Genomic DNA, 22,969 nt, shown 5'->3' with positions numbered 1-22,969 from the left:
CTTGGTCCGGGCATGAAAAAACCCCTCGAGCAGGAGGGGTTGGCCGCGCTGGACTGTGGTCCGCGCGGCTAGCTAAGGAGCGCCCGGCGGTGCTGCATGCCGGCCATGCTAGCGCAATCCGGCGATCGCCGTCCGATCGTGCCTAGGAGGGTGGTGTCTTCACCCGGACCGCCGCCGGCACCACCTCCGCGACCAGTCGCGAGGCCTCGCCCTCGGTATCGCCGTCCAGTTGGTACGCCTCCGGGGCCGGCACCGTGATCTCCACCCGGTGGCCGGTCCAGTGGTCGAGGTTGGCGTCCTCGTGGTGCCGCCGCAGCAGCACCCGGACGAACGCCGTGATCCAGTCCCCGAGCCGGCGCGGTGACGCCACCAGCAGGTCGAGCCGGCCGTCGTCCAGCCGGGCCTCCGGGATCAGACTGACCAGCCCCGGCACCTCCCCGACGTTACCGACGACGCACAGCACGGACCGGCGCCGGACCGTCGGGCCGTCGTCGATCGTGATCTTGGTCCGGAGCGGCTTGCGGCCGAGGTTGCGGGCCGCGGCGACGGCGTAGGCGGCCGGCCCGATCGACTTCTTGAGGTCGGCGTCGGCCTCCTCCATGATCGCCGCGTCGGTCCCGATCCCCGCCATCACAGCGAAATGGTCGGGCTCGCCGTCGTCGGCGGTGAGCTTGATCAGGTCGATGGTGCGTTCCTGATCACCGAGCGCGACCTCGATCGCGTCCTCCAGCCGGAGCGGGATGTCGAGGTTGCGGGCGAGCAGGTTCACCGTGCCCGCCGCGAGCAGGGCGACCGGGATGTCGGAGCCGACCAGGCCGGCGATCACCACCCGGATGGTGCCGTCGCCGCCGGCCGCGACCACCAGGTCGACCCCGGCCTCGACGGCCTCCGCGGTCATCGCCCGGCCGGGGTCGTCCGGCGTCGTCTCCAGCCAGAGCGGCTCGGCCCAGCCGGCGTCGACGAACCGCTGCCGCAGCAGGCGTTCCAGCGCGTCATCGATCTTGGTCGCGTTGATCACGACCGCGGCACGCCGCTCGGTCCGCTCTCGATGATCTTGCTCGGTCATCGGCACAAACTACCGCGAGACCGGCGGTTCTCGCGGTTCATTCCGTCGGCCAGGGACATGTCCCAGTTCCGGTGACCGATCATTGAACCGACGGTGAATCCCCGGTTACGCTCATAGGACGTCCGATGAGCGGGGGTGCGCCATGCCGCAGACCGACCATCCTCTTCCTCTCGACCGCCGATCGTTCCTGATCACCGGCGCCGCGGCCGGAGCCTCCGCGCTCGGGCTCGGCGCGGTTCAGACGCTTCCGGCCTCGGCCGACGAGAGCGCGGCGCCGCCGCCGTACAGCGAGACGACGGTGTTCACCAACGCGGACCGGACGCTGCCGTACAACGTGTATCACCAGGTCGGCATCGTGCAGGCCGGCGACGGTGTCCTGCTCGCGTACGCCGAGGGCCGGATCGCGACCTCGGACCTGACCCGGACCGTCGATCTCGTCTACCGGCGCAGCCCCGACGGCGGCCGCACCTGGGACGCCCAGATCAGCGTGCTGACCAGGCACGGGACCGTCCGGCACGACGGCGCCGACCGGCCCGTCTGCTATTTCAACGCCAACCTGCTGTACGACAGCGCCACCGGCATCATTTGGGCCTTCTGCGACCGCAAGATCGGCGAGCCGGACTACACCGAGCAGCACCAGTTCGAGGCGAACCGGATGGTCTACCTGACCAGTCGCGACAACGGGCGGACCTGGAGCGACATCCGGGAGGTGCCGGCCGACCTGTTCGAGGGGAAGCCGGGCGACCGGCACGTGTCGACGGCCGGCCACGGATTGAAGACGAGCAGCGGCCGGCTGCTGATGCCGGTCTCCCACCAGTACCGGCACTACCGCCCCGATTTCACCGCGTCCTTCCTCTACAGCGACGACGGCGGCGACACCTGGCGGATCAGTGAGCCCATTCCGCCGCGAGCACCGTACGCGGGCTTCGCCGAGCTGCGGATCGCCGAGACCGCACCGGGCACGATCCTGGCGATCGGCCGCGGCCGTAACGGCGACAGTGAGCCCGGGCTCACCGGCGGCCACTTCAAGGTGCGCTCGGTCAGCACCGACGACGGGCTGACCTGGTCGCCGGCCGAGCTGGAGCCGGACCTGCCGGAATGGTTCAACGGGGTCGACCACGGCATGATCAATCTGGACCGCCCGCGGCACGACCTGGTGATCGTCAGCTCGTCCGACGTGCCGTCCGGCTTCACCGAGCACCGGGGCAACCTGACCGCCTACTACAGCCTCGGCCAGGGCCGGGCCTGGCGCCGCGGACCACGGCTGGTGTCTGGCGCATCCAACAACTCCGACCTGGTGCAACTCGGCTCCGACCTGGCCGGTTGCCTTTTCTGCAAGGGAAAGTACGCCGGCCGCAGCGTCTATCAGTCGCCCCGGGTGGTGTTCGCCCGGTTCACCCTGGACTGGCTGTTCGACACCGACCGGCCAGCGCCGGTGGCCCGCTGGCGGCTGGACGAGGGTTCCGGCGATCGGGTCGCCAGCAGCGGCAGCGAACGCTACGACGGCCGGGTCGTCGACGCCTCCTGGGTCCGCGACGGCGGCCGGCCGGTGCTCGAGTTCGACGGCCGCGCCGGCTTCGTGGACTTCGGCGACGTGCTCGATCCCGGCCCGGGCAGCTTCACGGTTTCACTGTGGTTCCGCCGCGCCTCGGCCGCCGTACCCGGGCGGCAGTTGGGTCTGATCACCAAGGGCAACCTGGTGTCCACCCGGGCCGGCTTCTCAGTGGTGCTGTCCACCGCGGGGTTGCCGGTGGTCCGGGTCAACGCCGGCGGCGGCACCGCCCAGCGGGCCTCGCAGCAGGCGACCACGGCCGTGCTCGACGACGACTGGCACCACCTGGCCCTGGTGATCGACCGGAGCCGACGCCTGGTGAACGGCTTCCTGGACGGCTCCATCCTGCGCTGGCAGTCCGGCGGCAGCGGCCCGGCGACGGACGTGATCGACGGCTTCGGCCCGATCGACACCGCCGAGCCGCTGCGGATCGGCTGCACCAGTGTCGACGGCGTCGTCGGTGATCATTTCGAGGGCCGGATCGCCGACGTCGCCGTCTTCCGGCGGGCGCTGTCCAATCTGCACCTCGAGGAACTCGCTCGGGCCGGTCGCTAGTCAGCGGAGCCGGCCGGCGCCGATCGTCACGCTTCCGCTCCAGGTCGTGACCACCTGCTTGTCGCTGACGGCGATCGGCTCCGGGTTGCTGCAGCGCAGCTCGTACCCGTCGATCACCTGGTGCACGTCGAAGGTGTCGGCACAGCGGCCTTGATGATCCCGTGCCCAGTCCGCGATCTTGCGCCGGGTCGGGCCGGCGGCGGGCAGCACCAGGTCCAGCCCCAGCTGCAGCGCCTCGACGGTGCGCCGGTTCGCCTGACCGGTCCGGTCGGGCGGATCGGTACCGACGGCGGAGGCCGAGCCGAGCGCCATCAGGCTGGTCAGCCGGTCCGCGTCCCGCAGGCTGTGGTTCAACGCGTAGGTGTGCTGGTCGCGGCTCGAGATCCGCTTGGTGCAGCGAGTGCCGTACGACCCCGATTTCTCGCACTGGAAGCCCTTCGACCGCAGCGCGGCCACGAGTTTGCCGACGCTCACCTTCGGGAAGCATCCCTCGCTGGTCCTCGCCTGGCACCGCACCGGGCCGGGCCCGGACGGGGACGGCGACGGCGACGGGGAAGGCCGTGATCGGTCGGCCGCGTCGGTGGGCGGCGGGGCGGTGGTCTCGGTCGCGGCCTGCAGACTACGTATCCACAACGTTCCTCCGGCGACCAGTCCGATGATCACCACCGCCGCCACGACCGCGACGAGGATGATCAAGGGCGCTGCGGAACGCCGGGGACCGTTCGGCGGCCCGGGGTGGGGCGGCTGTTGCTGGACCGGCAGCCACTGTCGGCCGTCCCACCACCACTGCCCGTCCGGCGACCGTGGAGGCGGAGCCTGAGACATGCGGCGCATCGTACCGGCCGTCGCCGGTGACCACCGGCACCGATCCGGGTACAGGTCGGAGGGTCACGGAGGAAGGGAGACGCGCCATGACTGATCTGACAGCGAACACGCCGTTAGCCGGACCTGAAGGCACGCAGGTTCGCCACCGCCGGACCGAGGTCGCCGGCATCGAGATCTTCTACCGCGAGTGCGGACCGGCGGACGCGCCGGTCCTGCTGCTGCCGCACGGCTATCCGGCGTCGTCGTACGCGTTCCGCCGGCTGATGCCCGCACTCAGCGACCGCTGGCGCACCGTCGCGCCGGACCTGCCCGGCTTCGGCTACAGCGCGACGCCGGACCCGGAGTCCTTCTCGTACACTTTCGACGGCTATTCCGACTTTCTGCGGCGGTTCACCGAGGTCGCCGGCCTGACCCGCTACGCGCTCTATCTGCACGACTACGGGTCCCAGTTCGGCTTCCGGCTGGCAATGGCCGCGCCGGACCGGGTCTCCGCGTTGATCATCTCCAATGGCGACATCTACGAAGATCAACACGGTCCGAAGTACGCGCCGCTCAAGGAGTTCTGGAACAACCCGACCGACGAGGGGCGGCGCAAGCTCGGTCAGGCCGTATCACCGGAGGGGTTCCGGGACGAGTACGTCGGCGAGGTCGACGACCGGCTGGCCGAGCGGATACCGCCGGATCTGTGGACGCTGGCGTGGGCCCAGCTCGGAACCCCGCAGCGCCGGGAGAACCTGACCTCGCTGCTCGCCGACCAGCGTCACACGGTGCCCTGGTTCGCCCGCCAGCAGGCCTACCTCCGTGATCATCGACCGCCCACCCTCATCGTGTGGGGCCACCAGGACGGGTACATGCCGGCCGGTGCCGCGCAGGCGTACCACCGTGATCATCCGGCCGCCGAACTGCACCTGATCGAGGGCGGCCACTGGCTGCTCGAGACGAACTTCGACGAGGTGCTGCCGATCATCCGCGACTTCTCGCCCGGACGCTGAACTGATCTCCGTCCCTAGTGTCGTGCGTCCCTAGAAGAGATCCGGCGGCACCGGCGGCACGTCGTCGAGGAACGCGTTCAGCATCGGCAGCAACGTCGCCGATTCCGCCGCCAGGCCGACGTGGGACATGGCCGGCATGATCACCAGACGGGTGGCCGGTGACTCCTGCAGCACGCCGGCGCCGGCTGGCTGCTCATCGCCGCCGCCCCGCAACCGGAACAGCGCCAGCGCATGCTCCGGTCGCACCGAGTCGGCGTCCCCGACGATGATCATGGTCTTGGCGGGGAACGAGCGCACCTGGCCGTCGCTGAGGTGATGATCATTGCTCCCCAGCACCTTCATCTTCTCCAGGTACGCGTCGAACGCCGCCCGGTCCGGCGTGTGCTCCAGGAACGCCCGCTCGACGGCCGTACCGGCGAACGCGGCGGCGGTGAGACCGGAGATTCCCTTCAGCACCGATGGATACCAGCCGTCCCGACGGTAGGTGGCCGACAGGACGATCAGCTTCTCGACCAGGCTCGGGCGGCGGACCGCGAGTTGCAGCGCCACACTGCCACCCTGTGAATAGCCGAGCACGGCCACTCGTTCGACCCGTAATGCCTCCAGCAGCGCCGCGGCGTCGTCGGCGAACTGCTCGTACGACATCGGGCGCGAGGTGTCCGGGGTCCGGCCGTGGCCTTGCTGATCGAAGATGATCACCGGTCGCTCGGCTGCCAGCTGGTGGATCCAGTCGGCCATCGAGCCCGTACCCATGAATCCGCCGGGGATCACCAGCAAGGGAGTCCTGGCCGACCCGCGGAGCTCGCCGTACACCTCGTGATAGAGGCTGAGTCCGTTGATCGGCAGCCACCCGCTGCTCGTCGGTTCAACTCCCATCGCCGGCAGGGCCGTAGAGCCGGGCGATGTCGGGCGAGTCGAGCCAGTTGGAGTAGGTGGGCGCCTTGGGCCAGCCGTCCGGCGAGTCCTGCCACTCCTCCTGCCGGCCCCACGGCAGCAGATCGATCAGCGGGAACGTGTGGCTGAGCTGCTCGGTGCCCCGACCGTTCGTGTGCCAGGTGCGGTAGACCTTGTCGCCGTCGCGGAGGAACACGTTCACCGCGAAGCCCGCCCCGGGCGGCGCGTCGACGTCGGCGCCGAACGGGCTCTCCGCGGAGGAGTACCAGTCCATCTGGTTGCCGACCTTTTCCTTGTACGCCAGCGCCTCCGCGATCGGACCGTTGGTGACGATCACGAAGCGGGCGTCGTAGTTGTCCAGGAAATCCAGCCGGACGAACTGCGACGTGAAGCCGGTGCAGCCGCCGCACTGCCACTCCGCGCCGTCGGTCCACATGTGGTTGTAGACGATCAGCTGGGACCGCCCGGCGAACACGTCGGCCAGCCGGATCGGGCCGTCGGCTCCGATCAGCGTGTAGTCACCGAGTTCGACCATCGGAAGCCGGCGGCGTTGCGCGGCGATGGCGTCGAGCTCCCGGGTGGCCGCCTTCTCCCGCCGCCGCAGCTCGTCGAGCTCCGCCTGCCAGGTCTCGCGGTCCACGACCGGCGGCAGTGCCTTGGTGGTCTGTTCGGTCATGCTTCCTCCCGGGTGTGCTGGATCGGTCCCGAGGTGTAGACCAGCGTCGGCGGCCGAAGTCATCGGTTCCAGTCAGCCGAATTCCCGGCTGGTCGTCAAGACCTCCCGGTCGACGGCTCCCGGCCGGCGCCCGAGGACCTGACAGGATCTCGGAATGCGAATGCTGATCCAGGAGATCATGATCGACAGCGAGAGCCCGGCGGACCTCGCCCGCTTCTGGGCCAGCCTCATGGGGTGCCGATGGGGCTCCGTGAACGCTGATCTCGCGGTGGTCGCTGCCGCGCCGATTCGGATCGCGTTCCAACGGGTCCCAGAACCCAAGCAGGTCAAGAACCGGCTCCACCTCGACGTCCAGGTCGCCGACGCCGGCGAAGCCTGCGCCAGCGCGATCGACCTCGGCGCGCGACGAGCCGGTCGGGAGGAACTCAACGAGACCGGCGACGGCTATGTCGTGATGATCGATCCGGAGGGCAACGAGTTCTGCTTCGTCGTCGACAACGACGGCGGCTGGGAGCGACTTGCGGCCGAGTCACTGTCGCAGAATTGACGATAGTTTGCACAACAGCCCGTTTCCAACGGTGGAATGGAAGCTATCGTCAATTCTGCGACATCGAGTCACCCCTTCACGGCACCCGTGAGCACACCCTTCGCGAAGTGCCGCTGCAGGAACGGGTAGACGATCAGGATCGGGACGATCGAGATCACCAGAATCGCCATCTGGATGGCGGCCTGCGGCGGCAGATGCTCCACGCCCAGTTCGGCGGCGCCCAGTTGGGTGTCGTTGATCACGTACGTGCGCAGCACCAGCTGCAGCGGCCACAGGGTGGTGTCGTTGATGTAGAGCAGCGCGTTGAAGAACGCGTTCCAGTAGCCGACCGCGTAGAACAGGCCGATCACCGCGAGCACCGCCTTGGACAGCGGCAGCACGATCGAGGTGAAGATCCGCAGCTCCCCCGCCCCGTCGACCCGGGCGCTCTCGATCAGCTCCCGCGGCAGCCCGGCGAAGAACGCCCGCAGCACCACCACGTTGAACGCGCTCACCATCGTCGGCAGGATCAGCGCCCACAGACTGTCGATCAGGCCGACGCCGCGGACCAGCAGGTAGGTCGGGATGATGCCCGGCGAGAACAGCATGCTGATCAGGACGATCAACAGGAACGGCCGGCCGGCGATGAAGGCGGGCCGGGACAGGGCGTAACCGAGCAGGCTGGACACGGTCAGGCTGAGCAGGGTGCCGACCACCGTGACGAACGTGCTCACGCCGATCGCCCGGGTCACCACGCCGCCGGCGAAGATCGACTGGTACGCCTCCGTACTGATCGACTCCGGAAACAGCACCAGGCCGCCGGCCCGGGCGATCTGCTCGGCCGGTGCCAGGCTGGTCGAGACCACGCCGAGGAACGGGATGATCACGGCCGCACAGAAGATGATCAGCACGACCGCCTTGAGCAGCCGGACCGGCCAGGAGGCGATCGGCGTTCCGTGTACGACGGGACGGCTCATCGGCGATACACCCCCTCCTGGCCGAACACGTGGGCGATCCGGTTCGCCGCCAGCACCAAGATCACGCCGACGATCCCCTTGACCAGGCCGACCGCCGCAGCGACGCCCCAGTTCCCGCCCAGCACGCCGTTGTTGTAGACGTAGGTGTCCAGCACCTCGCTGACGCCGCGGCCGACCGCGGCCTGCTGCAGCAGGATCTGCTCGAACCCGACGCTGAGCGAGTCGCCCAGCCGCAGGATGAAGAGCAGGATGATGATCCCGCTCAGGCCGGGCAGCGTGATGTGCCAGAGCTGCCGCATCCGCCCGGCGCCGTCGACGCTCGCGGCCTCGTACAGCTCGGGCTCGATCTGCGACAGCGCGGCCAGGAACAGGATCGTCGCCCAGCCGGTGTCCTTCCAGATGATCTGCGAGGTGAGCAGGGCGTGGAACGTGTCCGGGTTGCCGATGATGCTGACCGTCGCGAAATCGTTGGAGCGCAGGAAGTTGTTCAGCATCCCGCTGCCGCCGAGCAACTGCTGGAACAGCGAGACCACGATCACCCAGGACAGGAAGTGCGGCAGGTAGAGGATGCTCTGGACGATCTTCTTGATCTTCTCCGAGAACAGCGAATTCATCAGCAGCGCCAGCAGGATCGGTGCCGGGAACACGAACACCGCCTGCAGCGTGGTCAAGATCAACGTGTTGCCGAGCGCCTGCAGGAAGGCGCGGTCGCCGCTGAAGATCACCTCGAAGTTGTCCAGGGCCGACCAGTCGCTGGCCATGATGCCGAGGAACGGCTGGTAGTCCTTGAACGCGATCACGTTGCCGAGCAGCGGAACGTAATGGAACAACAGGATCAGCGCGACGCCGGGCACGGCGAAGATCAACAGCACCCGGTCGTCGAGGACCCGCCGGGCCAGCGACGGCCGGCGTCGCTCCGGCGGCACGGTCGCGGCGATCGGGGCCGAGCGGGCCTCAACCTCCGTTGACATCGGCGTGCGCCTGCTGGAGTTCGGACCGGATGTCCTCGCCTCCCGCGGCCAACCAGTCCTGCACCCCGGTCGCCCAGGCCGACACCGGCTGCTTGCCGAGGATGATCTGGGTGCTCAGGTCGTTCAGCGGCCCGTCGATGATCGCGCCCTTCTTGCTCAGGGTGTCCGAGTAGAGCCCGTACGAGGCGTTGGCGACCAGCCGCGGAGCGATCTTCTGCTGGATCTTCTGCTGCTTCTCCGGCACCTCCGGATGCCCGGCCAGGTAGAGCGCCATCGGCGCATCGCAGACGTACTGCAGGCCGATGCCGGTCTCCAGCACGCCGACCTTGTTCGGGATCGGGTCGGAGCCCTCCAGCGCGTAGTGCCGGCCCTCGACACCGAACTTGCGGAACAGGTATTCCTGGGTGCCGAACGGCGCGGCCATCCAGTTCGCGATCTTGAGCAGCGTCTCCGGGGAGTGCTTGGTCTGCGCGTTGATCGCGGTGATGTTGTTCAGCGCCGCGCCGAGCCACGGGGTGCCCTCGCCGCCGTCGAACCCCGGCACGTCGAGCATGTTCACGGCGAACGCGTCGCCGGCCGTGTTGTCGGCGTAGTACTGGTTCCAGGCCACGAAGCTGTCCAGGTCGAAGCTGACGATGCCGCCGTTGAACCACTGCTTGCGGGCGCTCGCGCCGGAGGTGAACGCGTCCGGGTTGACCACGCCCGCCTCGACCAGCTTCCGTACCGCCTCGAGGGCGTCGGCGCTGCGCGGATGCTCGTTGGCGCTGGTGAACTTGCCGCCGTCCTCGGCCCACAGGTACGGGATGCCGAGCATCTGCTTGAGGTAGTTCGTCGGCGCCGTCGACCAGGCCCAGCGGTTGCCGCGCTGGTCGGTCATCTCGACACAGAGATCGAAGAACTCCTGGAAGTTCTTCGGTGCCGGATCCTTGATTCCCTTGGCGGCAAGGAGATCCTCGCGGTAGAGCGGCAGCGAGGTGCGGGCCATGCCGCGCGGCACCGGCACCCCGTAGATGCCGCCGTTGAAGACGCAGCCGCGCCAGTAGACCTCGGGCAGGTTGGCCAGGAACGGATACTGCTTGACCGCGTCGCCGGACAGGAACTCGGTCAGGTCGCGGGCCTTGGCCTTCAGCAGGCCGGGCAACTGCGCCGTGCCGGGCGGGATGTTGATCAGGTCCGGCAGGTCGTCGCCGGCCACCCGGGTGGCGAACTTGTCGCCGTACTCGTCGTTGGAGGCCATGCTGATCTCGAGCGGCGAGCCGAGCCGGTTGTTCAGCTCGGTCCAGAACGCGTTGTCGCTCGCGGGCGGCGGGATCGCGCCGGGGATGTTGGTCATGAAGGTGACCGGTTGACCGTCGCCCGGCGCCTCGGTGATCACCTGCTTCGGCTCGGCCGGAAATTTCAGGTAGCCGTCCAGGACCGTCTCGTCGCCGGGCAGGTCCGGGTCGACCCCTTCGTACGGCTGGTGGGTCGGCAGCTTCACCGCCGCGTTCACCGCGGCGTCGTCGCCACCACCGCCGCCGGTCGAACAGCCGGCCAGGCCGCCGAGGCCCGCCACCCCGACCGTGCCGGCGAGAGCGGCACCACCGCCGAGCAGGCCGCGCCGCGAAAGTTGCGTACGCCCGTGCAGATCCATGTTCCCCATCTCCTTCGTTGGGTCGAGCCCCCACCCCCGGGTGAGTTGCGACGGACTATGACATAGTACGTCCTATGTCTTCAAGCCTGAAGGACGAGTTGATCTTCGATCCGGCCGACAGCGACTACCACACCTATCGCATCCCGGCCCTGATCGCCGACGGCGAGAACGTGATCGCGTTCTGCGAGGGGCGGGTGAACTCGGGATCCGACACCGGCAAGATCGACCTGGTCTGCCGGAGATCCACCGACGGCGGGGCCAGCTGGGGCGACGTCCAGGTGGTCCACTCGGCCGACGACGCGACCTGCGGCAACCCGGCCCCGGTGGTCGATCCCGCCAGCGGCGACATCGTGCTCGTCTCGGTACGGAATCCGGGCGACCTCTCCGAGAAGAAGCTGCACCTGTCCGACCAGGCCTACCTGGCCCGCCGCGTGTTTCTCCAGCGCAGCGGCGATCTGGGCCGGACCTGGACCGAGCCGGAGGAGATCACCGACGCGGTGAAGCACAAGAACTGGGGCTGGTATGCGACCGGCCCCTGCCACGGCATCGCGCTGACCCAGGGCCCGCACGCCGGCCGGCTGCTGATCCCGGCCAACCACACCGTGCTGCCCGAGCCGGACCAGGATCCCGACCCGCGGCAGCGCTACAGCGCCGGCCACTGCATCGTCAGCGACGACGGCGGCCGCAGCTGGCGGCTCGGCTTCGTCGATGATCATGTCGACGACGAGGATCCGCTGGCGATCAACCCGAACGAGTCCGCGGCGGTCGAGCTGGCCGACGGCCGGGTCTACTTCAACACCCGCAACTTCTCGAGCTCGGTATCCGGCCGCGTGCACGCCTGGTCGGAGGACGGCGGCGACACCCTGGACGCGCCCTATCGGCCGGTCCGGGCCACCGTCGCACCGGACGTGCAGGCCGCGCTGATCCGGCTGCCGGACGACCGGATCGTGCTGTCCACGCCGCGCTCGGCCGGCCGCCGGGTCCGGCTCGGCCTCTACGTCGGCAACGCCGGCGGCACCGGCTGGCGGCGCGGGCCGCTGCTGCACGCCGGGCCGGCCGCCTATTCCGACCTCGCCCTGCTCCCCGATGAACGGCTCGGCGTGCTCTACGAGGCTGGCCAGAAGCGCCCGTACGAAGGGATCCGGCTGGCCCGCGTACCGTTGTCGTCGATCGACGACAGACGATCATGAACGGAGGAACGACCATGATCGGCGACCCGAGGCTGCGGCTGCACGGCGTGATCCCGCCCTTGGTGACACCGCTGACCGACCAGGGCGATGTGGACGCGCGTTCGCTGGCCCGGTTGATCGGGTACGTGCTCGCGGCCGGCTCCACCGGCGTCTTCGTACTCGGCAGCAGCGGCGAGGGGACGTCGCTCTCCGATGATCAACGAGCCCGGGTGCTCGACGTGGCTCGGTCCGAGACCGCCGGAGCCGCGACTCTGCTGGCCGGCACTCTCGAGCCGTCCACCAACCGGGTCGCCGATCTGGTCCGGCAGGCGATGAAGTTCAGCGTGGACGGCCTGGTGATCACCGCGCCGTTCTACATCCCGCCGCACCGCAACGAGATCGACCGGCACTTCCGCCGGCTCGCCGAGATGGCCGGCCAGACCCCCGTCTTCGGCTACGACATTCCGTCCCGGGTGAAGCTCAAGCTGGACGGTGAGTTGATCTTGGAACTCGCCGCCGACGGCGTGCTGGCCGGGGTGAAGGACTCCAGCGGTGCCGAGCTGAGCCTGCGCTCGCTGGTGAACGGCCGGAGCGACCGCGGGCTGGACGGCTTCTCGATCATGACCGGGTCGGAGGTCACCGTCGACACCGCGATGCAGCTCGGCGTCGACGGCGCCGTGCCCGGCCTCGGCAACGTCGACCCGGCCGGCTACGTCCGGATCCTCGCCCTGGTCGAGGCCGGCGACCTGGCCGGCGCCCGGGCCGAGCAGGACCGACTGATCAAGCTGTTCGACATCATCAAGGCCGGCGACCGCAGCCGGGTCGGCGGGGCGTCGGCGGCGCTCGGTGCGTTCAAGGCGGCGGTCTGGCTGCTCGGCGTGATCGACTGCCCGCGGCTCGCCGAGCCGGCGATCGGGCTGAATGACGCCGAGATCGCCGGAATCCGGGGCAGGATGGAGGCCGCGGGGCTGCTCTGAGGGGTCTTGAGGAGGAACGATCATGACCGGTACCGGTTCGACGGCGCGGCGCCCCCGCACGGCTGCGACGAACCAGGAGTTCATCCGGGACGCGGTCAAGGCCTACATCCTCGACCACAACCTCGTCTCCGGCGACCCGCTGCCCACCGAGCAGGAACTGATGACCCAGCTCGAGGTCGGCCGGCATCCGTTGCGGGAGGCGATGAAGGCGCTGCAGGCGGTCGGCATCATCGAGATCCGGCACGGGTACGGCACCTATGTCGGCACCGTCGGGCTGAAGTCGCTCGAGGACGGGCTGGCGTTCCGGATGTCGCAGTCGATGGCCGGCGACCTGCGCGAGGTGCGCGACGTGCTCGCGGTCCGGCAGGCGCTGGAGATCGGGCTGGCCGACGACGTGGTCGCCCACTTCGCGGACGGCGACCTCGGCGAGCTGACCGAGATCGTGGAACGGATGGAGGCCAAGGCGCGGCGCGGGGTGCCGTTCGCCGAGGAGGACTGGGAGTTTCACCGGGCCCTCTACCAGCCGCTCGGCAACGCCCTGATCCTCGATCTGGTCAGCGTCTTCTGGCGCACCTTCGCCGACGTGAACGCCCGGCTGCCCGGTGATCAATACACCAAGAAGGAAGCGGCGCGCTGGCACCGCGATCTGCTGAACGCCCTCGCCGCGGGCGATGCGGAGCGGTTCGCTGCGGCGATGAAGGATCATTTCGTCGGTATCCGCGCGCGGTTCGAAAGGTGACCGGAGCGGTCATCTTCGGCCCGTAGAGTGTGCCGCGTGACAGACGACGGCTTGGTTGTGGCCGGGGACCTCCGGCTGTTCGTTTCCCGTACCGGGGTGCCGGATGGGCCGCCGGTGATCCTGCTGCACGGGCTCGGCGGTGATCACACGACGTGGGACCGGTTCGCGGAACACCTCGGTGATCGCTACCAGGTGTTGGCGGTGGATCAGCGCGGGCACGGCGGCAGTGATCATGCCGACGGATACTCGTTCCGGGCGCTGGCCGAGGACGTCTGGCTGCTGGCCGACGCGCTGGACTTGGATCGGGTGACCCTGATCGGGCACTCGATGGGCGGCCTGGCCGCGTTGATCGCCGCCCAGCTGCGGCCGGACCGGGTGGCCGCGCTGGTGGTCGAGGAGGCACCGCCGCCGGTGCCGCTGGACCGGCCCGACGTCGAGCCGCCGGATCAGCCGACACCGTACGACTTCGCGTTGATCAACCAACTGCGGGCCGAACTGCGCTCCCCCGACCCGGCGAACTGGTCCGGGCTGGAGTCGATCACCGCGCCGGTGTTGATCTTGGCCGGCGGCCCGGACAGCACGCTGCCGCAGGAGGCGCAGGCGGAGGTCGCCGGGCGGATCCCGGGAGCGAGCTTCCGTACGCTGCCGTACGGGCACGGGATCCACGCCGGGGAAGGTTTCTCGGCCTTCTGCGACGCCATCGACGAGTTCCTCGGGTCGCGGGTCCATGCGGCTCGATCGTGATCAACTCGCGGAGCTGACGCTGCGGCGGCAGTTCCCGACTGCTCCGGCGGGCCGACCCACCCTGCGCGACCTGCGCACCGTGTTCCGGCGGCTCGGGCCGATCCAGTCCCAGGCGCCGCGGGCCCCGTTCCTCGCCGCCGCCAGCCGGCTGCCCGGGCTCGACTACCACACGATCTGTGCGGCCCTGGAGTCGTACCAGCTGGTCAAGACGAGCAACCTGCGCGGCACCGTGCACACCTCGGTGGCCGACCGGTTCACCCTGCTGGACGCGGTGGCCCGGCTGGCTCGGCCGGCCATGATCACCCGGCAGCTCGGGCTGCGCAAGGTCGACCCGGCCGACCTCGACGCGGAACTGGAGGCGTTCTGCAGCGACGCCTGGCGACCCCGGGACGAGATCTGCGCGCACGCCGAGGAGTGGCTGGCGGCCCGCGAACCGGATTTCGCGGGGCTGCGATCCAGCAGTGACCGCGGCCTGATCTGGGGTCACAGCGGCCTGATCCGGCGACCGAAGGACGCCGCCTGGGAGAAGCGGACCGACATCTATCACCGCACCGGAACTGCGGTGCTCGACGAGTGGACGCCCGTCGACCCCGACGCGGCGCTGGCCGAGTTGATCATCGGCCACTGCACCGCCTATGGCCCGGTACACCGGCGCGACCTCGCCTTCTTCTTCGGCGTCGGGCTGACCAGGGTCGACAACGCCGTGGCCACCCTCGGCGACGCCCTGGTGCACCACACCGGACCGGACCACGAGCCGCTGTTCGACCTCGCCCGGCCGCCCCGCGGCGGTGAGCCCGATCCCGGCTGCCGCCTGCTCGGCGAGTTCGACGGTCTGCTGCTCGGCTTCAGCGGCCCGAACCGGACCCGGTTCTGCACCGAGGAACAACTCGCGGCGATCTGGCGCAAGGCCAACGGACTCTTCGCGCCGGTCGTGCTCCATGATCAACGCCTGGTCGCCACCTGGCGCACCGTCGCCCGAGGCCGCCGGACCGAGATCGAGATCACCCCGCTCCCCGGCGAGGCCCGCCTCCCCGAGGATCTCGTCGCCGCCCCGGCCCAGGACGTCGCCACCGCCCTCAACCTCGACCTCGCCGACCTCCGCCTCCTCCCCGACCGCTGACCGGTCACAAAAGCAGGCGTTCTGGCGGCGTGTCGCTGCACTTGTGCCCGGTCGGCGGAAGGGCGGTGGGGAGGAAGTGATGCGGCGAGTCCGAGGACGAGGGGAAAGGCGCCCGGGGCGGGCGACAACCAGAGTCCGCCCCCAGACCGAACGACAACCAGAGTCCGCGTCTGGACGGGCGGCAACGAGGTCGGTCGGCCGCGAGAGGAACGGCGACAGACGGACGGCCACAAGAAGGGCGCAGCGGACGAAGGAACGACGGCGCGAAGGAGCGGCGGCAAACCGGCAGCGACAACCGGCGGCGGAGCCGGCGCGGCGAAACCGGAAGCGGCAACCGGTGGCGGAGCCCGCGCGGCGAAACCGGCAGGGGCAGAACCCGCGCGGCCGAACCTGCAGCGGCGAAACCGGCGACAGAGAACCCGCGCGGCGAAACCCGCACCGACTCAGCCGACGACAGCAGAACCCCGCGCAGCCGAACCCGCACCGACCCAGCCGACGACAGCAGAACCCCGCGCAGCCGAACCCGCACCGACCCAGCCGACGACAGCAGAACCCCGCGCAGCCGAACCCGCACCGACCCAGCCGACGACAGCAGAACCCCGCACGGCCGAACCCGCACCGACCGAGCTGGCGACGGCAGAACCCGCGCGGCCGAGTCAGCGGCGGCAGAACCGGCGCGAACCGGCGCGGCAAGACCCACATCGGCGATCGGCAGCGGCAGAGCCGGCGCGGCAAACCGGTGACGACGAACCCGGCAGCCGCCGCTGGGGAAGACGGCGGCTCTGTGCGGCTCGTCGGATCGACCGGGGCGCGGCCCGCTGCCGTCCGACACCGGCGAACTGGGCGAGAACTCGGCACCCGGACCTGTCGCGAAATCTCTTGGTGGCGAGCGCTCCCGGGATCTGAAGCGCTTTATCAGCCCGTGCGAAGAGAGATGGCGACACGCCTCTCGGCACCCGACCCGCCACACCTGCCCAAACCCACGGCCGATCTCGTCGAGTGTGAGGCTACGACCAACTGAAACCGTTTTCAGGGGCCCGGAACCTCACACTCGACGTCGACGGGCGGCGCAGGTCGGCGAGCGGGGCGAGGCGACCTCACGAGCCTTTGCCTGGAGGGTCCGCCTGGGACGCGGGCGCCGAACGCCGCACCCAGTGGGAATCCGGAGGCCGCTGGGACCGGGAGGCTCGGGCCAGCCACCACCCACGGCAGCAGAAACCCGGCGACCAGAGTCGTAACCACCGGATGCCCCGCCGGCGCGCGCCCGCCACGGAGCCCGGCATCAGGGACCCCACCCGGAGCGGGCCGCGGTACCGAAGCATGACGAGGCGCCGCCTGATCGGGAGCGATGCCACCCGCCGCCCGACCGGGGCGATGCCACCCGCCACCCGACCAGAAGCGAGACCACCCGCCGCCCGATCGGGGCGATGTCACCGAGTGTGACGTTACGAACCGATGAAATCGATTTCGGTGGTCCGTAACCTCACACTCGACGTCGGCGTGCTGGGCCGGGCGCTGGGCGCGGCGATCGGCCGGGCCTGGAGAGCGGGGCGCTTTGCGGCGCGTTCCAGCGGCTTGTGGTGGGCCTGACCGGCGGCGACTGGCGGCGCGGTCGCCCAAGCGGTCAGTGCCTGCTGGATCGTCTCGACCGGATCAATGCGTGTGGATGCGGAGTACGGGCTCGGGATCGGTGATCAGTTCGACGTCGCCGCCGATCGGGAGGGTCGCGATCGGATTGGTGTGGCCGAAGTCGAGGTTGGCCAGGACGGGCAGGCCGGCCAGGACCGGCTGGCGGCGGACGATCTCCTCGAGCAGGTCGCGGGTCACCCCGCTGTTGGCCTGGAAGCGTCCGATCAGCAGGCCGCGCAGGCCGGCGGCGTCGGGCAGTTGGAGCAGCGAGGTGAGGTCGCGGGCGAACTCGTGCGGGTTGGTCAGGTAGTCGTCCTCGACCGCCAGGACGGCCCCGTCGAGACTGGGCCACCACGGCGTGCCCTGGAGCAGGTTCAGCGTGCACAGGTTGCCGCCGACCAGCCGGCCGCGCGCCGTGCCCGGGGTCAGGGCCCACCAGCCGTCGGTGGGCCGGACCGTGCGATCGTCCTGATCAAGGAACCAGGGGTCGTCGGTCCAGGAGCCCGCCGCCCGAATCGGGTACGGTTCGTCGGCCAGGCAGGCCTGCCGGAACCAGGCGACGGTCGGCTCGAGATGATCACGCATGCCGAAGGTCGACCAGTGCGGACCCGAGTAGGTGATCATGCCGGTCCGGGCCAGGATCGCGTTCTGCAGCGCGGTGATGTCGGAGTAGCCGCAGAAGATCTTCGGGTTCGCAGCGACCAGCTCCCAGTCGAGGTACGGCAGCAGCTCGTTGCTGTTGAAGCCGCCGATCACGGTCAGGATCCCGCGCACCTCGGGAGCGGCGAACGCCTCGTGCAGGTCCGCCACCCGGGACTCGATCGAACTGGACTCGAAGGCGTCCCGCTCATCGACGTGACGGCCGAACGTCACCCGCAGGCCGAGCTCGGCGAACCGTCGTTCGATCACCGCGGAATGATCATGGTCCAGGACGAACGCGCGGCTCCGCGCCGGCGCGATCACCCGTACGGTGTCGCCCGGCCGCAGCTTCGCGGGGACGATGGGCTCCGAGGTCTCCACGACCACCAGCCTGCACCACGCGTCAAGCCGTTTCCGCGGCGGGATCCTCCGGCTTCGCCCCCGTTCCGGGCGCCCGCCGCCGCTGCCGTTTGCCGCGAGCCAGCTCGGTGGCCAGCGCGTCCAACGGCTGGGCGAACTGATCATGGAATTGGGCCAGCCAGGCATGCAGTTCGTCGAGCGCGGGTAGGTTCACCGCGTAGATCCGGCGGGTGCCGTCGACCCGTACCGTCACCAGCTCGGTGTCCCGGAGCACCTTCAGGTGCTGGGACGTGGCCGGCTGGGAGATGCCGAACCGGTCCCGCGCTGCCTCCGCGAGTTCACCGGCGGTACGGTCTCCGCGGGCGAGCAGCTCGAGCAGATGACGGCGGACCGGGTCGGCCAGGGTTTCGAAGATCGCCATGATCAGCCGGGCCGCCTCAGGACTCGGCCATATAGGCGGCCGCCGTCCGGTCGGCCGCCGTCGCGGCCAGCCTCGCGTCCTCGCCGCCCACAACAGCCGCCCGGCCCCAGTCGGGCGCTGGACCGCCGAAGCGCGTCCCGTCCGCCCGGGGTCGACCTCCACTCCTGCTCGATCACCAGCCCACTCCCCCGGCGCCCGGCCCGTACGTCCGCCAGCTGTCACGGTCCGGCTGCTCGTGCCGTCGTTCGATCATGGTCCGGCCGTCCGGCTCGGCGGACAGGTCACCTTGATCAACTCCGGTGGCACCCCGGCGTCGTAGGCCCAGGGCGTTGATCACGGCTGCTCCTCCGGCACGACGGTGTAGAAGGCGAGCACCGCCTCCGCCGCAGCCCGCGCCTCCGCCGGATCGGTGCCGTCCCCGATGTCGGCCCGGGCCCAGTCGTCGGCGGCGTAGCGGTGGAACTCCACACCCTCCGGCGTGGTGGGCCAGCTGGCCACCTCCTCCGGCCGCTCGGCTCCCGATTCGAGATGCAGCCCGAGGCCGAGGAACGCGCCGTCCCAGCCGACCCCGACGGCACCAGGTCCGTACTGCTTGGCGAATTCGGGATCGACGTGCGCCTCGTGGATCAGCTCGACCGACGTCCGGTCGCCGTCCGGACTGAGCCTGATCTCCAGCCAGGAGACCTGGTCGCCGAACTCCCAGGTGGTCTTGATCAACTCCGGCTGCCGACAGGTCTCCACGGTGCCGCCGGCGTTGCCCTCGAACTGGTACCGTCCGCCGACCTCGAGGTCGCCGGACACCGGCAGGAACCAGCGCGGCAGCCGCTCGGCGTTGGTCAGCGCGTCCCAGACGTCGTCCTGCCCGGCCGGGAAGGCGCGGCGGGCGATCGCGATCTTGGTCGGCTTGCCGTCCCGCTCCCCGGTCCGGACCTCACGGGTCACCGCCTTGACATGTTCCAACGGGTTCATCCGAATCCTTTCTCTAAGACCAAACTTATATAAGTGCAGACTAAAGCACGACCCGGATAGGGTGCAAGCCATGAAGGTTCTGGTGACGGGCGGTGCCGGCTACATCGGCGCCCATGTGGTGAGGCTGCTGCAGCGGCGCGACGACACGGTGATCGTGGTCGACGACCTGAGCACCGGCGTGGCCGAGAACGTCGGCACGGCCGCCCTGGTCCATCTTGATCTTTCGGTGCCGGACTGCGTGGAGAAGCTGGAGAACGTGCTCACCGAGTATGCGGTCGACGCCGTCATCCACATCGCCGCGAAGAAGCAGGTCGGCGAGTCGGTGGAGCGCCCGGTCTGGTACTACCAGCAGAACGTCGGCGGCTTCGGCCACCTGCTGCAGGCGATGCAGGCGGCCGGCGTGAACAAGATGATGTTCTCGTCCTCCGCCGCGGCCTACGGCAAGGCCGACGTGCCGGCCGGGCAACTGGTCACCGAGGACACGGCGCCGCAGCCGATCAGCCCGTACGGCGAGACGAAGCTGGTCTGCGAGTGGATGATGCGCGCGGCCGGCGTCTCCTGGGGTCTGCGCGGCGTCGGGCTGCGCTACTTCAACGTCGCCGGGACCGGCTGGCCGGAGCTCGGCGACCCGACCGTGCTCAATCTCATTCCGCTGGCCCTGCGCTCGCTGACCGCGGGTGAGCGGCCCAAGGTGTTCGGCAACGACTACCCGACCCCGGACGGCACCGGGATCCGCGACTACGTCCACGTCCTTGACCTGGCCGACGCCCACCTGGCCGCGCTCGACTACCTGGAGCGGGACGACCGCCCGTACGACATCTTCAACGTCGGCACCGGGCACGGCTCCTCGGTGCTCGAGGTGCTGGCCGAGATCGGCAAGTCGTCCGGGTACGCGATCGACCCGGAGATCGTCGCCCGCCGGCCCGGCGACCCGGCCGAGGTGGCCGCCGACGTGAGCCGGATCAAGGAGGCCCTCGGCTGGACCTCCCGGCACACGCTGGCCGAGATGACCGATTCCGCCTGGACCGCCTGGGAGCTCACCCACGGCGAGCCGAAGGTCGCCCCGACCGGAACCGGGCGGGCCACCCCGGCCCGTCGTTGATCATGAACGACTCGATGATCATGGATGAGAAGTTGATCATCCGGGTGGAGGAGCTGCTGGCCGGACCGCGGCCGGTCTCGATCGTCCTCGCCGGCGACCCGGTGCTGCGCCGGCCAGCCGCCGACTACCACGGACAGCTTCCGGCACCGCTGCTCGCCGAGTTGCTGGCGGCGATGCGCGAGACGATGCGGGCCGCGCCCGGCGTCGGCCTGGCCGCGCCGCAGATCGGCCTGGGCCTGCGGATCGCGGTGATCGAGGACGACGCCGATCTGCCAGAGGAGGTCACCACGGCCCTCGACCGGCGGCCGCTGCCGTACCAGGTGATCATCAATCCGGTCTACACGCCGCTCGACGATGATCAGGCCGAGCACTACGAGGGCTGCCTCTCGGTGCCCGGCTACCGCGCCGTGCGAGCCCGGCACACCCGGGTCCGGCTGAGCTACCTCGATGATCAACTCGTGCCGCGGGAGCAGGAGTTCACCGGCTGGTCGGCCCGGATCGTCCAGCACGAGACCGATCACCTGAACGGGACGCTCTACCTGGACCAGGCGGATCTACGTTCGCTGAGCTTCACCGGTTCTTGATCATTCCGCCGGCCCGTCCGATTCGGGTACGTCGAGCCGGGCCAGCATCCGCTTGAGCATCCGGTTCAGCGCGGCCAGTTCCCTGCGGGACAGCGCCGCAGCCATCTCCTCCTCACGCTGACCGCGCAGGTCCATCGCCCGCCGCCACAGGTCGGCGCCGGACCGGGTCACCTCGACGTCCAGGCGACGCCGGTCCGTACCGCCCGGAACCCGTTGCACGTAGCCGGCCTGCTCCAGCTTGGCCAGCCGGCCGGTCATCCCGGCCGGCGAGATGCCCATGTCCTCGGCCAGCCGGGACGGCGATGCCCGGCCGGGCGTCTCCCTGATCATCAGCGTGTGCAGCGTCGCGTACTCGGCGAGCTCGAGCCCGACCCGCGCCGCGGCCTCGGCCTTGTAGTCGGTCAGCCGCCCGGCGATCAGTTGGATCCGGTAGATCGCCGCCTCGACCTCGTCGTCGAACGGTACGTCGATCCAGTGGTTGCGCCACCGTTGCACGTGGCGGTCGGCCGCATCGTCAGGCATGTCCCCAGCATAGTGATACTTCGTTGACAAAATATTCGCCAGCAAATTACTTTTACGCACGTGAACGAGAGCAAGGCGAGCCCGCTGACGTCGGTCCCGTTCCGCTGGCTGCTCGGCGGGACCACGATCCAGTCGCTCGGGGCCGGGATCGCGCCGGTCGCGCTGGCGTTCGCCGTGCTCGACCTCGGCGGGTCGGCACAGGAGCTCGGCCTGGTGATCGCCCTGTACGCGGCCGCGGACGTGATCACCTCGCTGTTCGGCGGCTGGCTCGGTGATCGGATCCCTCGCAGCCGGCTGGTCGCGCTGGCCACCGCCGGCAGTGGACTGGTCCAGCTGATCGCGGCGGCCGGTCTGATCGGTGGCTGGGCGACGATCCCGCTGCTCGGAGCGATCGGCGTTGCCGGCGGCTGTGCGACTGCGCTGGCGGTGCCGAGCTCCCGGGCCCTGATCGGCCAGACCGTGAACGACGCCCAGCTCGCCGGCGCTGTCGCCAGCCGCCGGCTCGGCCAGAACGTCGGGATGATCATGGGCACCGGTCTCGCCGGGATGCTCGTCGTCTGGATCGGCTCCGGCTGGGCACTCGCCGTCGACGCCGCGGCCCTCGGCATCGCCGCCTGGTGCTTCTCCCGGCTGCGCGCCGAACGCCCGACCGGCAGCACCGACGAGTCGATGCTGCGCGGACTGACCGAGGGTGCCCGGGAGGTGTTCCGGCACGCCTGGCTGTGGCTGCTGTTGCTGCAGGCGCTGATCTACCACCTCTTCTTCGGCGGCGCGCAGGCCGTCCTCGGACCGATCGTCATCGGCGAGACGCTCGGCCGCGACGCCTGGGGCTGGGGCCTGGCGGCGATGATGACCGGCTTCCTCACCGGCGGCCTGGTCAGCCTGCGCTGGCGGCCGCAGCGCCCGCTGCTGGCTGGGGTTGCGCTGCTCATCCTGACGGCGGCGTTCCCGTTCGCGATGGCGTACGCGAGCCCGACGGCGGCCGGGCTGGCGGTACTGCTGGCCGGGGCCTTCGCGCACGGGTTCGGGCTGGAGATCTTCAGCGTCGGCTGGGACCTGTCGATCCAGCAGAACATCGCCGAGGACAAGCTGGCCCGGGTGTACGCGCTCGACCAGGTCGGCTCCTATGTCGCCCGGCCGGTCGGGCTGGCGCTCACCGCTCCCGTCGCGGCACTGACCGGTTTCCGGCCCTGGCTGGTCGTCGTCGGGGCCGTCATCGTGGCCAGCTGTCTGGCCGCGCTCGCCGTACCTTCGGTGCGCAGGTTGCGTTGCCGAACCGGCACCGGTGAGGTCACGGAAGCACGGCTGTAACCGATTCGTCACGTGA

General features: G+C 69.9%; 23 protein-coding genes. 11 read left to right on the top strand and 12 right to left on the bottom strand.

Annotation, left to right across the window (positions count from 1 at the left end):
* Window positions 1–142: 142 nt before the first annotated feature.
* The gene (locus BKA15_RS31390; RefSeq protein WP_179757590.1) at window positions 143–1,066 is read right to left on the bottom strand and encodes a diacylglycerol/lipid kinase family protein; all 924 of its coding nucleotides are present in this window, start codon (window positions 1,064–1,066) and stop codon (window positions 143–145) included.
* Window positions 1,067–1,208: 142 nt separating this feature from the next.
* Here BKA15_RS31390 and BKA15_RS31385 point away from each other — a divergent pair, with 142 nt between their 5' ends.
* Window positions 1,209–3,173, top strand: coding sequence for a sialidase family protein (locus BKA15_RS31385; protein WP_179757589.1), 1,965 nt, complete (start codon window positions 1,209–1,211; stop codon window positions 3,171–3,173).
* Here BKA15_RS31385 and BKA15_RS31380 read toward each other — a convergent pair whose 3' ends face one another.
* A complete protein-coding gene (locus BKA15_RS31380; RefSeq protein WP_179757588.1) occupies window positions 3,174–3,998 on the bottom strand; it encodes a hypothetical protein in 825 nt (274 codons plus the stop codon).
* An 86-nt stretch (window positions 3,999–4,084) separates the two neighbouring features.
* Between BKA15_RS31380 and BKA15_RS31375 the strand changes: the two genes are divergently transcribed.
* Window positions 4,085–4,990 (top strand): alpha/beta fold hydrolase, encoded by a 906-nt coding sequence (locus BKA15_RS31375; protein WP_179757587.1) that lies wholly within the window; start codon window positions 4,085–4,087, stop codon window positions 4,988–4,990.
* Window positions 4,991–5,020: 30 nt separating this feature from the next.
* On the opposite strand, the gene BKA15_RS31370 is transcribed toward BKA15_RS31375, so the two are convergent.
* On the bottom strand, window positions 5,021–5,866 hold the full coding sequence (locus BKA15_RS31370) for an alpha/beta fold hydrolase (RefSeq protein ID WP_179757586.1): 846 nt from the start codon (window positions 5,864–5,866) through the stop codon (window positions 5,021–5,023).
* Window positions 5,856–6,560 (bottom strand): DUF899 domain-containing protein, encoded by a 705-nt coding sequence (locus BKA15_RS31365; RefSeq protein WP_179757585.1) that lies wholly within the window; start codon window positions 6,558–6,560, stop codon window positions 5,856–5,858. Before BKA15_RS31365 ends, BKA15_RS31370 begins: the two co-directional genes overlap by 11 nt.
* A 154-nt stretch (window positions 6,561–6,714) precedes the next feature.
* On the opposite strand from BKA15_RS31365, the gene BKA15_RS31360 reads away from it, so the two are divergent.
* The gene (locus BKA15_RS31360; protein ID WP_179757584.1) at window positions 6,715–7,107 is read left to right on the top strand and encodes a VOC family protein; all 393 of its coding nucleotides are present in this window, start codon (window positions 6,715–6,717) and stop codon (window positions 7,105–7,107) included.
* A 68-nt stretch (window positions 7,108–7,175) separates the two neighbouring features.
* Here the strand turns inward: BKA15_RS31360 and BKA15_RS31355 are convergent, their stop codons facing one another.
* From BKA15_RS31355 to BKA15_RS31345, 3 genes are read right to left on the bottom strand one after another with little or no spacing between them, the layout of a single operon-like run.
* Window positions 7,176–8,063 carry a carbohydrate ABC transporter permease gene (locus BKA15_RS31355; protein ID WP_179757583.1) on the bottom strand — a complete coding sequence of 296 codons (888 nt, stop codon included), beginning with the start codon at window positions 8,061–8,063 and terminating at the stop codon, window positions 7,176–7,178.
* Window positions 8,060–9,034, bottom strand: a complete 975-nt coding sequence (locus BKA15_RS31350; protein ID WP_179757582.1) for an ABC transporter permease — start codon at window positions 9,032–9,034, stop codon at window positions 8,060–8,062. Before BKA15_RS31350 ends, BKA15_RS31355 begins: the two co-directional genes overlap by 4 nt.
* A complete protein-coding gene (locus BKA15_RS31345) occupies window positions 9,018–10,667 on the bottom strand; it encodes an extracellular solute-binding protein (protein WP_179757581.1) in 1,650 nt (549 codons plus the stop codon). The genes BKA15_RS31350 and BKA15_RS31345 overlap by 17 nt, the downstream gene beginning before the upstream one ends.
* Window positions 10,668–10,741: 74 nt before the next feature.
* Here BKA15_RS31345 and BKA15_RS31340 point away from each other — a divergent pair, with 74 nt between their 5' ends.
* The 5 genes from BKA15_RS31340 to BKA15_RS31320 are packed head-to-tail and all read left to right on the top strand — an operon-like array spanning window position 10,742 to window position 15,416.
* Complete coding sequence (locus BKA15_RS31340) at window positions 10,742–11,857, top strand: sialidase family protein (protein WP_179757580.1); 1,116 nt, start codon at window positions 10,742–10,744, stop codon at window positions 11,855–11,857.
* Window positions 11,854–12,813, top strand: coding sequence for a dihydrodipicolinate synthase family protein (locus BKA15_RS31335; protein WP_246322463.1), 960 nt, complete (start codon window positions 11,854–11,856; stop codon window positions 12,811–12,813). The genes BKA15_RS31340 and BKA15_RS31335 overlap by 4 nt, the downstream gene beginning before the upstream one ends.
* A gap of 22 nt (window positions 12,814–12,835) precedes the next feature.
* Window positions 12,836–13,552, top strand: a complete 717-nt coding sequence (locus BKA15_RS31330) for a FadR/GntR family transcriptional regulator (protein ID WP_179757579.1) — start codon at window positions 12,836–12,838, stop codon at window positions 13,550–13,552.
* 36 nt (window positions 13,553–13,588) lie between these two features.
* Window positions 13,589–14,296: an alpha/beta fold hydrolase gene (locus BKA15_RS31325; RefSeq protein WP_179757578.1), complete on the top strand. Its 708-nt coding sequence runs from the start codon at window positions 13,589–13,591 to the stop codon at window positions 14,294–14,296.
* Window positions 14,280–15,416 (top strand): DNA glycosylase AlkZ-like family protein, encoded by a 1,137-nt coding sequence (locus BKA15_RS31320; RefSeq protein ID WP_179757577.1) that lies wholly within the window; start codon window positions 14,280–14,282, stop codon window positions 15,414–15,416. Before BKA15_RS31325 ends, BKA15_RS31320 begins: the two co-directional genes overlap by 17 nt.
* Window positions 15,417–17,069: 1,653 nt before the next feature.
* Here BKA15_RS31320 and BKA15_RS31315 read toward each other — a convergent pair.
* The 4 genes from BKA15_RS31315 to BKA15_RS31300 all read right to left on the bottom strand — a co-directional run bounded on the left by BKA15_RS31315 (window position 17,070) and on the right by BKA15_RS31300 (window position 19,434).
* Window positions 17,070–18,065 (bottom strand): S66 family peptidase, encoded by a 996-nt coding sequence (locus tag BKA15_RS31315; RefSeq protein ID WP_179747563.1) that lies wholly within the window; start codon window positions 18,063–18,065, stop codon window positions 17,070–17,072.
* Between the two features lie 22 nt (window positions 18,066–18,087).
* Entirely contained in the window at window positions 18,088–18,465 is a 378-nt protein-coding gene (locus BKA15_RS31310; protein ID WP_179757576.1) for an ArsR/SmtB family transcription factor, read from the bottom strand.
* 172 nt (window positions 18,466–18,637) lie between these two features.
* A complete protein-coding gene (locus tag BKA15_RS31305) occupies window positions 18,638–18,802 on the bottom strand; it encodes a hypothetical protein (RefSeq protein WP_179757575.1) in 165 nt (54 codons plus the stop codon).
* Window positions 18,799–19,434 (bottom strand): SRPBCC family protein, encoded by a 636-nt coding sequence (locus tag BKA15_RS31300; protein ID WP_179757574.1) that lies wholly within the window; start codon window positions 19,432–19,434, stop codon window positions 18,799–18,801. The genes BKA15_RS31305 and BKA15_RS31300 overlap by 4 nt, the downstream gene beginning before the upstream one ends.
* Before the next feature lie 70 nt (window positions 19,435–19,504).
* Between BKA15_RS31300 and galE the strand changes: the two genes are divergently transcribed.
* Together galE and BKA15_RS31290 are read left to right on the top strand one after the other, a co-directional pair.
* A complete protein-coding gene (galE, locus tag BKA15_RS31295) occupies window positions 19,505–20,536 on the top strand; it encodes a UDP-glucose 4-epimerase GalE (protein ID WP_179757573.1) in 1,032 nt (343 codons plus the stop codon).
* A 14-nt stretch (window positions 20,537–20,550) separates the two neighbouring features.
* The gene (locus BKA15_RS31290) at window positions 20,551–21,120 is read left to right on the top strand and encodes a peptide deformylase (RefSeq protein WP_179757572.1); all 570 of its coding nucleotides are present in this window, start codon (window positions 20,551–20,553) and stop codon (window positions 21,118–21,120) included.
* On the opposite strand, the gene BKA15_RS31285 is transcribed toward BKA15_RS31290, so the two are convergent.
* The gene (locus BKA15_RS31285) at window positions 21,121–21,642 is read right to left on the bottom strand and encodes a MarR family winged helix-turn-helix transcriptional regulator (RefSeq protein ID WP_179757571.1); all 522 of its coding nucleotides are present in this window, start codon (window positions 21,640–21,642) and stop codon (window positions 21,121–21,123) included.
* Between the two features lie 60 nt (window positions 21,643–21,702).
* Here BKA15_RS31285 and BKA15_RS31280 point away from each other — a divergent pair, with 60 nt between their 5' ends.
* Entirely contained in the window at window positions 21,703–22,953 is a 1,251-nt protein-coding gene (locus BKA15_RS31280; RefSeq protein WP_179757570.1) for an MFS transporter, read from the top strand.
* Window positions 22,954–22,969: the final 16 nt, after the last annotated feature.

Origin of the sequence: Microlunatus parietis, from assembly GCF_013407955.1 — a bacterium.
GTDB classification, from domain to species: Bacteria; Actinomycetota; Actinomycetes; order Propionibacteriales; family Propionibacteriaceae; genus Microlunatus; species Microlunatus parietis.
This window is presented reverse-complemented; position numbering and strand designations above follow the sequence as displayed.